Here is a 14,389-nt window from a genome sequence, read left to right as displayed (position 1 = left end):
GTGGAGGTCGCGTTAGATGCAAAACGCGAGCCCTCTGAAAAAAACCATTGTCCAATTAAGGCAGTGGGTTTGGAGGCTGTATGAAAGGGGTCGTTGTTTGGCGCTATTTCACGGGCATGCCGTGTCAGATGCACGCGGACCTCCGGGGAGTAACATGCTGCTGAGGCTGCACCAGATCGACAAATTCTACCCCACTGGCGAGGGGCCGTTGCATGTTCTGAACGGGATCGATCTTTCGCTGGAGGCGGGCAAGAGCCTTGCGCTGACCGGCGAGTCTGGCAGCGGCAAGAGCACGCTTTTGCACCTCGTTGCAGGGCTCGACAGCCCTGATGCGGGAGAAATCCACCTTGGCGGTACCAATATTGTGGGGCTGAACGATACAGCCCTTGCCGCCCTGCGGCGGGGAACAGTCGGACTTGTGTTCCAGCAGTTCAACCTGATCCCTTCGCTTGATGTGGCGGCCAACCTTGCCTTTCAGGCTCGGCTTGCTGGCCGCCCTGATCCGGCATGGTTGAAAGTCCTTGCCAAACGGCTGGGCCTCGCCCAAGTCCTCACGCGCTACCCTGAACAACTGTCGGCCGGCCAGCAACAGCGGGTGGCGATCGGCCGGACCTTGGCCGCCCGGCCCCGGCTGGTTCTGGCTGATGAGCCCACGGGCAATCTGGATGAGGCAACAGGGGACGCTGTACTCGATCTTATGCTGTCGCTGGTGGCTGAAACGGGTGCCGCCCTGTTAATGGTCACCCATTCCAACCGTCTGGCAAACCGGCTGAACGCCCGCATTCACCTGCACGCGGGCCGGCTGGTGTGATGGTGTGGACCGGGCTGACAGCGCTCTTGTCTCACTGGCGCAGGCGGCCTGTCCAATTGGCGATGCTGCTTTTGGGGCTATCGCTGGCAACGGCGCTGTGGTCAGCGGTTCAGGCGATCAACGGTGAGGCGCGGGCGAGCTATGACCGTGCAGCGGCGATCCTTGGGCAGGACCGGCTCGCGCAACTAGTGCGTGAGGACGGGGCCCGGATGGATCAACAGGAGTTTGTGAGACTGCGGCGAGCAGGCTGGCTGGCTTCGCCGGTGATTGAAGGTGAAATGCGGTTTGGGGATGTGCGGTTGCGCGTCCTCGGCATTGACCCACTGACTTTGCCGCCGCAGGCGCAGCAGGTGGATGTTGCGGTGGGTGATGAGCTATTGCCGTTCATCACGGCGCCCGGTGTGCTCTATGCAGCTCCGGAAACCGCGGCACGACTAACCGAGCAAGCAACACCTCCCGTGCGCGTGGCCGAGGGTTTGCCGCCTGGCACAGTCCTCACCGACATCGGGCAGGCGCAGGTCTTGCTTGGGGCAAAGGACAAGATCTCTCGTCTTTTGCTCTGGCCGGACCAACCGATTGGCCGTGCCCCTCTAGAGGTGACAGCCCCCGGCCTGACCCTGCGCGAGCCGAGCGAAACGGGGGATCTTGCCAGGCTGACCGACAGTTTTCACCTGAACCTGACGGCTTTCGGTTTTCTCGCCTTTGCGGTGGGGCTCTTCATCGTGCATTCCGCCATCGGTCTGGCTTTTGAACAGCGCCGCCAGGTATTTCGCACGCTGCGCGCACTGGGCTTGCCGGCACGCGTGCTGGTCCTTTTGCTGATCGCCGAGCTGCTGACCTTCGCCCTCCTCGCGGGGCTGGTGGGCGTGGCACTTGGCTATGTAGTCGCCTCGGCCCTTTTGCCCGACGTCGCCGCCACCCTGCGCGGGCTTTACGGGGCCGATGTGCCGGGAACGCTGTCGATCCGCCCCGCAGTGTGGGCAGCGGGGCTGGCCATCGCGGTAATCGGCACGCTGGTGGCGGCCGCACAGAGCCTCTGGCGGCTATGGCACCTGCCGCTGCTTGCAGCGGCCCAGCCTCGGGCCTGGGCGCGGGCTTCGGAGCGGGCACTGCGCGCGCAAGGCGTGGCTGCGATGGTGCTCCTGTTGACGGCGGCGGGAATTGCACACTTCGGATCCGGCCTCGAGGCGGGCTTTGCGCTTCTGGCGGCACTGCTGTTGGGGGCGGCACTGGCGCTGCCGCTCGTGCTGACGGGGATATTGCACCTTGGCGGCCGCTTGGCGCGTGGACCACTGGCCGAATGGTTTTGGGCCGACACGCGTCAACAGCTTCCCGGCCTGTCATTGGCGCTAATGGCACTGCTGCTTGCGATGGCCGCCAATGTGGGCGTCAGCACGATGGTGTCGAGCTTTCGGCTGACCTTCACCGGCTGGCTCGATCAGCGTCTCGCCTCAGAGTTATACGTGACCGCCCGCACCGAAGCAGAGGCCACGGCGATACGCGACTGGCTGGCCCAGCGCAGCGAGGCGGTCCTGCCGATCTGGAGCATTGAGGGTCGGGTCGCAGGCCAGCCCGCGGCAATATACGGCGTGGCCGATCATGCCACCTATCGCGACAACTGGCCGATCCTCTCTGCAGTGCCGGAGGTGTGGGACCGGATCGCCACAGGCGACGGCGCCCTGATCAACGAACAACTGGCGCGGCGCCAGGAGTTGGGCTTGGGGGACCAGATCACGCTGCCCGGTGGCTGGCGGGCCAGCATCGTCGGCGTCTATGCCGACTATGGCAACCCGATCGGCCAAGTGATCATCGGGATCGACACACTGGTCCAGCACTATCCTGACGTCTCCCGCCTGCGCTATGCCATTCGGATTGCCCCCGGCAAGGCCGAATCACTGGCGGCGGGTTTGCGGGCAGAATTCGGGCTGCCCGCGCAGAACGTGATTGACCAGGCCGGGATCAAGGTCTTTTCGCTCAAAGTATTTGAGCGCACATTCAACGTGACAGCCGCGCTGAATGTGCTGACGCTGGGAGTCGCGGGGCTGGCGATGTTTGCGAGCCTCATGACCCTGTCGGGGATGCGCCTGCCGCAACTGGCGCCGGTCTGGGCCATGGGTCTGACCCGCCGCCACCTCGCATGGTTGGAGCTTTCGCGCGGCTTGCTGTTGGCAGCCTTGACCATGCTGGCCGCTGTGCCTGTAGGTATTGCGCTCGCCTTTGTTCTACTGGCGGTGGTGAATGTGGAGGCTTTTGGCTGGCGTCTGCCGATGCACCTTTTTCCCGGTGACTGGGCGCGGCTGGCGGCGCTCGCGCTGCTGGCGGCCGGACTTGCAGCCGCCGTGCCTGCCTGGCGGCTGGCGCGTCTTTCGCCATCGGATTTGCTGAAGGTATTTGCACATGAGCGTTAGAGCATTGCTGATCTATATGTGCTTGGCCGCACCTGCCTTTGGCCAAGGTTTTGCTGGGCTTGGCACAGAGGCTGACGGGTTTTCAGTGCCGCAGCCGGGGACTGCATTCAACTTTCCGGCAGACCACGGCCCGCACCCCGGTTACCGGATCGAATGGTGGTATTTGACCGCCAACCTGCAAGCTGCGGATGGAGCGGACTATGGCGTGCAATGGACTCTTTTCCGATCCGCCCTGGCCCCGGTGGAGCGGTCAGGCTGGTCCAGTCCGCAGCTTTGGATGGGCCATGCGGGGCTGACGACGCAAACGCACCAATTCGTGGCCGAACGGATGGCGCGGGGGGGCATCGGCCAGGCGGGGGTTACGGCTGCGCCCTTTGCGGCCTGGATTGACAACTGGCAGATGGCAGGCCGGGCCCTGCCAGAGGCGGATGCGCTGTCGGCGCTCGACCTGCGTGCGGCGGGACAGGCGTTTTCCTACGAACTGGCGCTGGACGCCAAAGGCCCTCTGGTGCCGCAGGGAGTGCAAGGCTATTCGGTGAAATCCGAGAAGGGGCAGGCGAGCTATTATTACTCGCAACCATTCTACCACGTGACCGGCACGCTGACCCTTCCGGCAGGCGCGATTGCGGTGACCGGTCAGGCGTGGTTGGACCACGAATGGTCCTCGCAGCCGCTGGCTGAGGATCAAACCGGGTGGGACTGGTTCTCGCTGCATTTCGACAGCGGCGAAAAGATGATGGGCTTTCGCCTGCGCGACGGAGGCGCGGGCTTTACATCGGCCACATGGATCAAGGCCGACGGCAGGCCGCAGCCGCAGGCCCCCGGCGCGCTAAGGGTGACGCCGCTCGAAACGGCGGCAGTCGCGGGACGTAGCGTGCCGATCCGCTGGAGGGTGCAATTGTCGGAAAAAGGGGTGGATGTGACTATCCGGACGCTAAACCCAGAAGCCTGGATGGACACACGCTTTCCCTATTGGGAAGGCCCGATCCGATTTGAGGGCACCCATGCCGGGCGCGGCTATCTCGAGATGACAGGCTATGAGTGACTGGAGGACGCTGCTCGATCGCGAGATCGCGACGGTTGGCGAATTGCCGAAAATGGAGAAGGTTAGTTTCCAGCGCCCTTCCCTCTACCATTTTAGACGTTTAACGGCATGATAGGGCTTCCTTGTCGACGAAGATCACGTCCATGACGGGCGGCGCGTCGGCGTGAACCGGCACAGCATATTCGGCGAAGTTGGCGTTCGTGACGCGCCCGTTGCGGTTGTCGATCACCGAACGCCTGATCCGTTTAGGACATTCCACGTCGATCGTGCCCGGGTGCAACTCGTCTCACTAGCTTGTATAACTAGTATCGACTTATCGGCATGAGCCATAAATGCAGCGCGGAAGACATGATATGCTTCTGGCCTTTCTGGCCGTCGCACGGGAAGGCAGCTTTACGCGGGCCGCCGCGCAGCTAGGGATTTCGCAGTCCACACTGAGCCACACGGTCCGCGATCTCGAAGAGCGCCTAGGCCTTCGTCTGCTGACCCGCACCACCCGCAGCGTTTCACCGACAGCGGCCGGCGAGCGCTTGCTTCGCAACATCGGCCCGCATTTCGAGGAGATCGAGGCCGAACTCGACGCCCTGAGCGAGTTGCGGGAGAAGCCCGCCGGCACCATTCGGCTCACTGCCAGTTCACGCATTCAAATTCGTGCTCTGGCCGAAGCTGGCGAAGCTGCTGCTGGACTATCCCGACATCATGGTCGAGGTCTTCATTGACAACGCACTGACGGACATCGCCGCAGAACGGTTCGACGCCGGCGTGCGGCTCGGAGAGCAGGTTGCAAAGGACATGATCGCCGTACGCGTGGGACCGGATCTTCGCTTCGCTGTCGTCGGTGCGAAGCCCTATTTCGCCAAGCGGCCGTCGCCAACGACGCCGCAGGAGCTAACCGGTCATATTTGTATCAAACAGCGCTTTTCCACCAATGGCGGGCTGTGGGCCTGGGATTTCGAGCGAGACGGTTGCGAACTGAAGGTGCGGGTGGACGGCCAGATCGTCCTGAATGGCACCGTCGGGATTCTCGAAGCCGCGCTGGATGGTTTCGGCCTCGCCTACGTGCCGGAGGACGTGGCGGAGCCTCATCTTGAGAGCGGTCGCCTTATGCGGGTGCTGGATGAGTGGTCCCCGCCTTGGCCAGGATATTACCTCTATTATCCCAGCCGCCGTCAGGCGTCCCCCGCTTTCACTCTGCTCGTCGACGCGCTTCGACACAAAAGCTGAGATATGTCGGTCCATCACCCAGCTTCGAAAGGCTGGTTATAAGGCTCAGGTCGGGCGTTGGCAGCATGTGGCCCACGCAGACGTTCAACTGCTCGGACTAAATGTCTGAAAAGCGCCGCGTTGCGGACCAGCCTGTGAATTGAAAAGCCCGCGCCTCCGGGAGAGGCCGCGGGCAACGGTCTTTTGGGATCAGAGGGACTGATCCAGTTGTAATGTGGGTACCTTCCATGATCAGCGCATCGGTCAAATGGATGAAAGCCCGCGCCCAGGGGAGAAGGATGCGGGCTGTGATCGGCGGGAGGATCCGATCTGGCAGCATTTGTCTACGGCTGCAGAAGTCGATCTTTCGTCGCTGGCCTGTGTTCCACACGGAAAAAAACGCCGCACAAGGATTGGTGAAATAGGTGGCGTTGCTGCTCGGCAAGACGCAGCAATCTTGCTAAGATTGGCGGTGGGAGGAGACGGACATGCAATCGCTGCCGATAGCCCATCCAAGCGTAGCGAAGGCGACAGCCGGGGTATCGCTTCCTCTCGCCTATTCCACCGCGACGCTCTGCTGGCTCCTGTCCGCCGGCGTCTACATCGCAGCCAAGTGGGTTGCCCCCGAAATGCCGCCTTGGGCGCTCTGCTTCTGGCGGCTAACGCTCGCCTGCGCGATCCTGCTGCCCATCGTCCATCGCCACCATGGGGCGATGCTCGTGCTGGTCCAATCCCGGGCGATCGAGGTGCTGGCCATCGGCGCGATCGGGCTGACCCTCTGTCAGGGCATGATCTACACGGGCCTCAACTACACCGACGCGACGACCGCCGGCATTATCATGGCCCTGTCGCCGATCATGACCATGGTGCTTGCCCGCTTCGTGCTCGACGAGCCCCTCGGCGTCTGGAAGGCGCTTGGTGCGCTGCTCGCTCTGGTCGGGATGGTGGTGATTGTAGCGCGCGGCGACCTTACCGCGCTGATGCGGCTCCAGTTCAATCCCGGCGAGTTGTGGATCGTCGGCAGCGCGTTTTGCTGGGGCCTCTACACCGTGCTGCTGCGTCGTTCCAAATTCGCTATCGAGCTTCTGCCGATGGTTGTCCTGCTGCTAGGAGCCGGCGCGCTGGCCGCACTCCCCCTTTATCTCTGGGAGCTGTTTTCCGGGGAGCGTTCGGCGCTGCATGCGAACGGCCTTCTGGCCCTCGCCTATGTCGCTGGCCCGGGCGGCGCTCTGATGTATTACCTCTACAACCGCAGCGTCGAGACGCTTGGCGCCGGGCGCGCCAGCATGCTGCTCTATCTGCAGACTGTCTTCGTTGCCGTGCTCGCTTATCTGTTCCTTGGGGAAGGCTTGCACGACTACGACCTCGCCGGCGCTGCCTTTATCGTCGCCGGCCTGGTGCTGGCCACCACGATCAAGCCGAGGCAGCGCACGGTGCATGTCGCGTAGGGAACATCAGCACCGCCGATTCCGAGACAGCGCTTAGCGATCAAGAGCCGAGGCGCACATCACGCCAGATGATTTTCGACGATTACGGATTTCATCACGTTCACACCTCGCCTCGCTAAATTAGGCAAGCCTGTATAGCGGCTTCACTGGACCGTTATCGCGGGTGCGCCGGGCTTGACGTCGCCGATCACGCAAGCCGACGTGTAACCATCCGCGACAATCTTTTCGACCAGGGCCGCCGCTCTGTCGCGCTCGCAGGCGACGAGCAGCCCGCCCGAAGTCTGTGGATCGGTGAGAAGATGGCGCCGCCACTCCGGCATATCGGTGGGCAGGAGCACCGCGTCGCCATAGCTCGCCCAGTTGCGCCGCGAAGCGCCGGTGACAAATCCTTGCTCTGCCAGCAGCACGGCTTCGGAAAAGAGCGGAACGTCGCGATCACGAATGACCAGAAGACAGCCTGAGCCGCGCGCCATCTCGAGAGCATGTCCGAGCAGGCCGAAACCGGTCACGTCGGTCATCGCATGGACACTCTCATCCTGCGCGAGCTCCGATCCGATCCGGTTGAGCAGGGTGGTCGAGGCGATCATCTCGACATAGGCGCTGGGCGGGAGCGCCTGCTTCTTGAAGGCGGCGGAGTAGATGCCGACGCCGAGTGCCTTCGTCAGGATCAAGGCGTCTCCCGGCCTCGCGCCCGAATTGCGCCGGACGTCATCGGGCCGGCATGTACCGATCACGGCAAGACCATAGATCGGCTCCGGCGAGTCGATCGAGTGGCCGCCGGCGACCGGGATTCCGGCGGTGGCGCAAACTGCCCGTCCGCCCTTCAAAATGTCTCGGACCATATGCGTCGGCATCTTGTCGAGCGGCATACCGAGAATGGCCAGCGCCATGACTGGCCGGCCGCCCATCGCATAGACGTCGGAGATCGCGTTGGTCGCGGCGATCCGCCCGAAATCATACGGATCGTCCACCATGGGCATGAAGAAATCGGTGGTGGCGATGACACAGGTGTCCTCGTCAAGCTGCCACACAGCGGCGTCATCTCCGGTCTCGGTGCCGACAAGAAGCTGACGAAAGGGATTGGTCTCGACCTGGTCTGCGAGAAGCTGCTGAAGGACGGACGGCGCCAGCTTGCAGCCGCAGCCGCCGCCATGGGCGAGACTGGTCAAGCGAAGCACAGGAGCATCGGCGACTTCAGGAGAGAGGGCGACTGCCATGGCAAGCCTCCTTAGATTGGCACCGAGCGAGATACCGAATGGAATTGGCGTTGGCCGTACACCGGCGATCGTTCGGGGAACCGATTTGACGGAACGGAGAGATCAGACGCGGAAACGGTGAGAGCGGCCCGAAGACGCTTGGTGAGAGGGGAAAAGCGGACACATGCGCAGCCGCGGAGCGCACGCTTGCGCCACCGTCGGCCGTCGTCCGAAAAGCGCCCCGGCACGCGGGAGCCGTTTCCAATACCACGCAGCACTCTAAGATTATCCTTGGACAAGCGTCAATCGCACTCTCGTCCTAAAACATGAGTTATATCGTCAACTATAATCAGTAAGAAAATGCAGAGCAGTCGGAACGCTTTGCTTTGTTTGACATTGTCCTGTTTTGGATCAGAATGCACTCGTACCCTTGGTTCGGGATGCCCTTCGGAGCATCCGCTTCGGGAGGACATTCAAATGAACATCGAACTGTCACGGCGCGCGTTCCTGCAGACGGCAGGCGCGGGTCTCGCCGGTACTACGCTTGGAGCTCTCGGCTTCGGCGATATCGAAGCCGCACATGCCGAGGCGATACGATCCTTCAAACTCGCCAACACCACCGAGACACGGAACACGTGCCCATACTGCTCAGTGGCGTGCGGTGTGATCCTCTACTCAAAGGGCGATCTCAGGAAGGGCGAACAGGCCGAAATCACCCATATCGAGGGCGATACCGACCACCCAACCAACCGCGGCACCTTGTGCCCCAAGGGCTCGGCCCTGCTCGGCTTCGTCAAGGCCCCGACCCGCTTACAGCAGCCGATGATCCGCAAGCCCGGGGCGGACAAGTTCGAGCCGACAACGTGGGAAAACGCGCTTGACCGCATCGCCCGCCTGATGAAGGACGATCGCGACCAGAACTTTGTCGCGACGAACAATGACGGCGTGACGGTCAACCGATGGATCACCACCGGCTTCCTCGCCGCTTCGGCGACGACCAATGAAACCGCGTTCGAGACCTACAAGGTGGTCCGCAGCGCGGGCATGCTGGTGTTCGATAATCAGGCACGTGTCTGACACGGCCCGACGGTGGCGAGTCTCGCCCCAACATTCGGCCGCGGAGCAATGACGAATTCCTGGACCGACATCAGGAACACCGATCTTGTCGTGATCATGGGCGGCAATGCCGCCGAGGCCCATCCTTGCGGCTTCAAATGGGTCACTGAGGCGAAGGCCAACCGTGGCGCCAAGCTCATTGTCGTCGACCCGCGCTTCACGCGCTCGGCTTCGGTGTCGGATCTCTATGCACCAATCCGTCAAGGCACGGACATCGCCTTCCTGCTCGGGCTGATCAACTATTGCATCGAAAACGACAAGGTGCAGCGGGACTATGTGAAAGCGTTCACCAACGCCGGCTATGTCGTCAAGCAGGGCTTCACTTACCAGGACGGCCTGTTTTCCGGCTACGACGAGGCGAAGCGCGACTACGACAAGTCAAGCTGGGACTACGAGGTCGGCGCGGACGGTTTCGCCGTCGTCGATGATACGCTGGCAAATCCTCGCTGCGTCTGGAACCTGCTGAAGAACCATGTCGCGGTCTACACGCCGGAGATGGTCGAGCGCATCTGCGGCACGCCGAAGGACAAGTTCCTGAAGGTCGCCGAGATGGTGGCGGAGTGCTCGTCGCCGACCAAGGCGATGACCTCGATGTACGCGCTCGGCTGGACGCAACACTCGAAGGGTTCGCAGAACATCCGCGCTATGGCGATGCTGCAGCTCATTCTGGGCAATATCGGCGTTCGCGGCGGCGGCATGAACGCGCTGCGCGGCCATTCCAACATCCAGGGGCTGACCGACGTCGGTCTGATGTCGAACTTGCTTCCTGGCTATCTGACGCTGCCCAACGAGAAGGAACCGGACCTCACCGCCTATATGTCGACCCGCGGTTTCAAGCCGCTCAGGCCGAACCAGATGAGCTACTGGCAGAACTACAGGAAGTTCTTCGTCAGTTTCCAGAAGGCCATGTACGGCTCGGCGGCAACCCCGGAAAATGACTTTGCCTACGACTACCTGCCGAAGCTCGACGTGCCCGGCTACGACGTGCTGCGCGCCTTCGATATGATGCACCAGGGCAAGATCAACCTGTATCTTTGCCAAGGCTTCAACGCGCTGCAAGCGTTCCCCAACAAGCAGAAGATCACGGCCTCGCTCTCCAAGCTCAAGCTCCTGGTCGTCATGGACCCGTTGGCTACTGAGACGGCGCGGTTTTGGGAGAACCACGGCGCGCACAATGACGTCGATCCGTCGGCGATCCAGACCGAAGTGATCGAACTGCCGTCGACGTGCTTTGCCGAAGACGACGGCTCCCTTACCAATTCGGGGCGCTGGCTGCAGTGGCACTGGGCCGGCGGCACGCCGCCGGGCGAGGCCAAGCGCGACACCTGGATCATGGCGCAGATACATCTCCGCCTGAAGGAACTCTATCGCAAGGAAGGCGGCGCCTTCCCCGATCCGATCCTCAATCTCCATTGGCCCTATGCCGATCCGGGCGATCCGACGGCCGAGGAAATCGCTCAGGAGATCAATGGCCGAGCGCTCGCGACGGTGACGGACACGGCCGATCCGACCAAGGTGCTTGCCGAGGCCGGAAAACTGTTGCCGGGCTTCGCCGCGCTGCGCGACGACGGCTCCACATCCTGCGGCTGCTGGATCTATTCCGGCTGCTTCAACGAGAAGGGCAACAACATGGCCCGTCGGGATACTGACGATCCCGACGAGACCGGCGCCTACCTGAAGTGGGCGTTCTCGTGGCCTGCCAATCGCCGCATCCTCTACAACAGGGCGTCGGCCGATTTGAACGGCAAGGCCTGGGATCCCGACCGCAAGGTGATCGAGTGGGACGGGGCGAAATGGTCGGGTTATGACGTCCCGGACATCGCGCCGACAGCGAAGCCCGGCGAGGTCGGCCCGTTCATCATGAATCCGGAAGGCGTGTCGCGCCTCTTCACCCGGGGAATGATGCGGGACGGACCTTTCCCGGCGCATTACGAGCCGTTCGAATCGCCGATCGTCAATCCGGTCGCGCCCAACGTCCGGGGCAACCCGGCAGCGCGGGTATTCGAAGGGGATTTCAGGCAGTTCGCCGAGCCGGCCTCGGCGGAGTTCCCCTATGCGGCGACCTCCTACCGCCTGACCGAGCATTTCCACTTCTGGACCAAGCACGTCATCGTCAACGCTGTGATGCAGCCGGAGTTCTTTGTGGAGATATCGGAACAGCTTGCGGCCGAAAAAGGTATCGCCAAGGACGGTTGGGTGCGCGTTTGGTCCAAGCGCGGCTCTGTCACGGCGAAGGCGATGGTAACGAAGCGGATCAAGCCGCTGACCTGCGACGGCAAGACCGTCCACATCGTCGGCATTCCACTGCACTGGGGCTTCACCGGAGCGGCAAAGAAGGGATTCGGCCCGAACATGCTGACGCCCTATGTCGGCGACGCCAACATCGAGACGCCCGAATACAAGGCGTTTCTAGTCAATATCGAGCCCGTCTCCGGGCCGGTAGCATAGGGAGGCGGCGATGTTTCCTCCAATTGCCAATCCCTCGGTAACGGACGTGACGCCCCGCTTCTCGGAGAAGGATCTCGTCCGCCGCTCCGCCTCAACGGTACCCGCGCCGGCCGAGCGGCTGACAGAGGTGGCCAAGCTCATCGACGTTTCGAAATGCATCGGCTGCAAGGCCTGCCAGACAGCCTGCATCGAGTGGAATGACACGCATCCGGAGATCGGCGTCAACGCCGGCGTATACGAGAATCCGCCCGACCTGACGCCGGACATGTTCACGCTTATGCGCTTCAGCGAGTGGGAGAACCCAGAGACGAACAATCTCGAGTGGCTGATCCGGAAGGATGGCTGCATGCACTGCGAAGATCCGGGCTGCCTCAAGGCCTGTCCGGCGCCGGGCGCTATCGTTCAATATTCCAACGGCATCGTCGATTTCGTCCACGAGAACTGCATCGGCTGCGGCTATTGTATCAAGGGGTGCCCCTTCAACATCCCGCGCATATCCCGCGTCGACCATACGGCCTACAAATGTACCCTCTGCTCGGACCGCGTCGCCGTCGGCCAGGGTCCAGCCTGCGCCAAGGCCTGTCCGACCCAGGCAATCGTCTTCGGCACAAAGGAAGAGATGAAGCAGCATGCCGAGGGCCGCATTACCGACCTGAAGGCGCGCGGCTATGCCAATGCCGGCCTCTACGATCCGCCAGGTGTCGGCGGAACGCACGTGATGTACGTGCTGCATCACGCCGATCAGCCCGAACTCTATTCCGGCCTGCCGAAGGAGCCTAGGATCAGTCCTCTCGTGGAGGCGTGGAAGGGCATCACCAAATATGCCGGCCTGACCGTGCTTGGGGTCGCGGCCGGCGTCGGCCTTCTCCACCATCTGGTGATGGGGCCGAACAGGGTTTCGGACACGGATGAGGAGAATGCCGAACGGCTAGTGCGGAGTGACCGCCATGACAGCGCATGATGTCGAACCTGGTAAAGTACATCCGGGCAAGCCCGTCACGGTGGACCGGTATACGGTGGGCGCGCGGATAAATCACTGGATCACGGCGGCGAGCTTGATCCTGCTTGCCCTGTCCGGCCTCGCGCTGTTTCACCCGAGCCTTTTCTTTCTGTCAGGACTGTTCGGTGGTGGCCAGTTCGCGCGCTTCATCCATCCGTGGATCGGCGTCGTTCTCTTCTTCAGCTTCTTCGGGCTTTTCATCCGGTTCTGGAAGGCGAATCTGTGGAAGCGCGAAGATGGGGCCTGGCTCACGCGCTTTCGCGACGTGCTGGCCAATCACGAGGAGAACGTGCCGGAAGTCGGCAAGTATAATGCCGGCCAGAAATTCGTATTCTGGGCCATGTCGGTCTTGATCATCATCCTGATATCGAGTGGCCTGGTCATCTGGGATCAGTATTTCTCCGCCTACACGACGGTCGGTCAACAGCGGATGGCGCTCCTCATTCATGCCATCGCCGCCGTTGCGATGATCGGCGTTTGGATCATCCACGCCTATTCCGCCCTCTGGGTGCGAGGCACGATTCCCGCCATGATACGCGGTTCGGTGACGGGCGGCTGGGCCTGGCGGCATCATCGCAAATGGTTGCGGGAACTTGTTACGAAACCGGGCGGAAGATCGGGATCGAAGCCCGCCGAATGAGCGGGCGCTAATGCATGTCGCCCAAAAGTACGCAGCGGTTTTTGGACAACGACATGCATAGAAGCAAAAACTTAAGCGCGTCGCATGATTCCCTTCAGACGCGACGCGCTTAGTCAGCCAACCACGTGGCCCGTGTGGTTCGTGAGGTGAGTATGCCAAAGCAGATCGTTCCGTCGGATATCGATCCCACCGCCATCGGTGAAGTCTCGGCGCCGCCTTACGTCCGTCTGCCTGATCCGACGCGTCTTTTCGTTCGACGCGCGCAGCGGTTGAATGCGCTGGCCGAAATCGATGAACTCGGTCCTTATCTCCGCTTTCTCGCGGCTCTCGCCGATGTCCAGCACGGCATACAGGACGGCCTGTCCGATCCGGTTCTGCCGGAAACGGAGGTGCGTGAACGGGCGCACGCTTTCGGGATGCCTCCACTCGATCGTGACAGGGTCGCCTCCGGGGCGTCCTTCGAGACGCTCGACCGCCTGGTGCTGGCGGCTTCGACCATCGAGAAGCCTCGCGCCGCGGCAGACGCGCTCGACCGACTGAAGCTGGCCACGCCTGCAGAGCGCGATGCCTTGGTGCGCAACGTACTCGCCGATGCAATTGCGGCTGACGCATTGGCCGAGCATGTTTATGTCGCGGCGGCGCTGCAGCTTCATTTCGCGCGTCTTGCCGTTCGCCTCGACGCCTCCACGCTGGTCCCGGTAGGTGACGGCGCATGCCCCGTCTGCGGCGGGCCGCCGGTGTCCTCGATGATCGTCGGTTGGCATGGCTCCCACGGGGCAAGGTTCTGTGCATGCTCGCTCTGCGGGACGCTCTGGAATTATGTGCGCATCAAATGCACCCTGTGCGGCTCGACCAAGGGAATAGGCTATGTGGAAGTCGAAGGCGGACCCGGCACTGTAAAGGCCGAGACCTGCGATTCATGCGGCTGCTATGTGAAAATCCTGCATCAGCACAAGGATCCGAACCTCGATCCGGTTGCCGATGACGTGGCGACACTCGGCTTGGACCTGCTCGTCCGCGAGAGCGGCTACCGTCGCGGGTCGTTCAACCCATTCCTTGTCGGATACTGAGGAC

Annotated in this window: 10 protein-coding genes and 1 pseudogene; 9 read left to right on the top strand and 2 right to left on the bottom strand. The window is 62.3% G+C overall.

Going from position 1 to position 14,389, the window contains the following annotated elements:
- Nucleotides 1–154 precede the first annotated feature (154 nt).
- From AC0NIE_RS10955 to AC0NIE_RS10945, 3 genes are read left to right on the top strand one after another with little or no spacing between them, the layout of a single operon-like run.
- Nucleotides 155–811, top strand: a complete 657-nt coding sequence (locus tag AC0NIE_RS10955; RefSeq protein WP_473486500.1) for an ABC transporter ATP-binding protein — start codon at nt 155–157, stop codon at nt 809–811.
- A complete protein-coding gene (locus tag AC0NIE_RS10950) occupies nt 811–3,219 on the top strand; it encodes an ABC transporter permease (protein ID WP_473486511.1) in 2,409 nt (802 codons plus the stop codon). The genes AC0NIE_RS10955 and AC0NIE_RS10950 overlap by 1 nt, the downstream gene beginning before the upstream one ends.
- The gene (locus tag AC0NIE_RS10945; RefSeq protein WP_473486499.1) at nt 3,209–4,264 is read left to right on the top strand and encodes a lipocalin-like domain-containing protein; all 1,056 of its coding nucleotides are present in this window, start codon (nt 3,209–3,211) and stop codon (nt 4,262–4,264) included. Before AC0NIE_RS10950 ends, AC0NIE_RS10945 begins: the two co-directional genes overlap by 11 nt.
- Nucleotides 4,265–4,364: 100 nt before the next feature.
- Here the strand turns inward: AC0NIE_RS10945 and AC0NIE_RS10940 are convergent, their stop codons facing one another.
- Nucleotides 4,365–4,493, bottom strand: coding sequence for a hypothetical protein (locus AC0NIE_RS10940; RefSeq protein ID WP_473486498.1), 129 nt, complete (start codon nt 4,491–4,493; stop codon nt 4,365–4,367).
- A gap of 103 nt (nt 4,494–4,596) precedes the next feature.
- Between AC0NIE_RS10940 and AC0NIE_RS10935 the strand changes: the two are divergent.
- Nucleotides 4,597–5,488 (top strand): annotated as a pseudogene (locus AC0NIE_RS10935) (LysR family transcriptional regulator).
- 467 nt (nt 5,489–5,955) lie between these two features.
- A complete protein-coding gene (locus tag AC0NIE_RS10930; RefSeq protein WP_473486497.1) occupies nt 5,956–6,915 on the top strand; it encodes a DMT family transporter in 960 nt (319 codons plus the stop codon).
- Between the two features lie 143 nt (nt 6,916–7,058).
- Here the strand turns inward: AC0NIE_RS10930 and selD are convergent, their stop codons facing one another.
- A complete protein-coding gene (gene selD, locus AC0NIE_RS10925; RefSeq protein ID WP_473486496.1) occupies nt 7,059–8,132 on the bottom strand; it encodes a selenide, water dikinase SelD in 1,074 nt (357 codons plus the stop codon).
- Nucleotides 8,133–8,588: 456 nt separating this feature from the next.
- Between selD and fdnG the strand changes: the two genes are divergently transcribed.
- The 4 genes from fdnG (at nt 8,589) to fdhE (ending at nt 14,385) form a co-directional block, all read left to right on the top strand.
- Nucleotides 8,589–11,675, top strand: a complete 3,087-nt coding sequence (gene fdnG / locus AC0NIE_RS10920; protein WP_473486495.1) for a formate dehydrogenase-N subunit alpha — start codon at nt 8,589–8,591, stop codon at nt 11,673–11,675.
- A 10-nt stretch (nt 11,676–11,685) separates the two neighbouring features.
- The gene (fdxH, locus tag AC0NIE_RS10915) at nt 11,686–12,636 is read left to right on the top strand and encodes a formate dehydrogenase subunit beta (RefSeq protein WP_473486494.1); all 951 of its coding nucleotides are present in this window, start codon (nt 11,686–11,688) and stop codon (nt 12,634–12,636) included.
- Nucleotides 12,623–13,315 carry a formate dehydrogenase subunit gamma gene (locus AC0NIE_RS10910; RefSeq protein ID WP_473486493.1) on the top strand — a complete coding sequence of 231 codons (693 nt, stop codon included), beginning with the start codon at nt 12,623–12,625 and terminating at the stop codon, nt 13,313–13,315. The genes fdxH and AC0NIE_RS10910 overlap by 14 nt, the downstream gene beginning before the upstream one ends.
- Nucleotides 13,316–13,467: 152 nt before the next feature.
- Nucleotides 13,468–14,385, top strand: coding sequence for a formate dehydrogenase accessory protein FdhE (gene fdhE / locus AC0NIE_RS10905; protein ID WP_473486492.1), 918 nt, complete (start codon nt 13,468–13,470; stop codon nt 14,383–14,385).
- Nucleotides 14,386–14,389: the final 4 nt, after the last annotated feature.

Source organism: Mesorhizobium sp. WSM4842 (assembly GCF_055901575.1).
The sequence above is the reverse complement of the archived record's forward strand: the minus strand, read 5'-3'. Positions and strand labels throughout refer to the sequence as shown.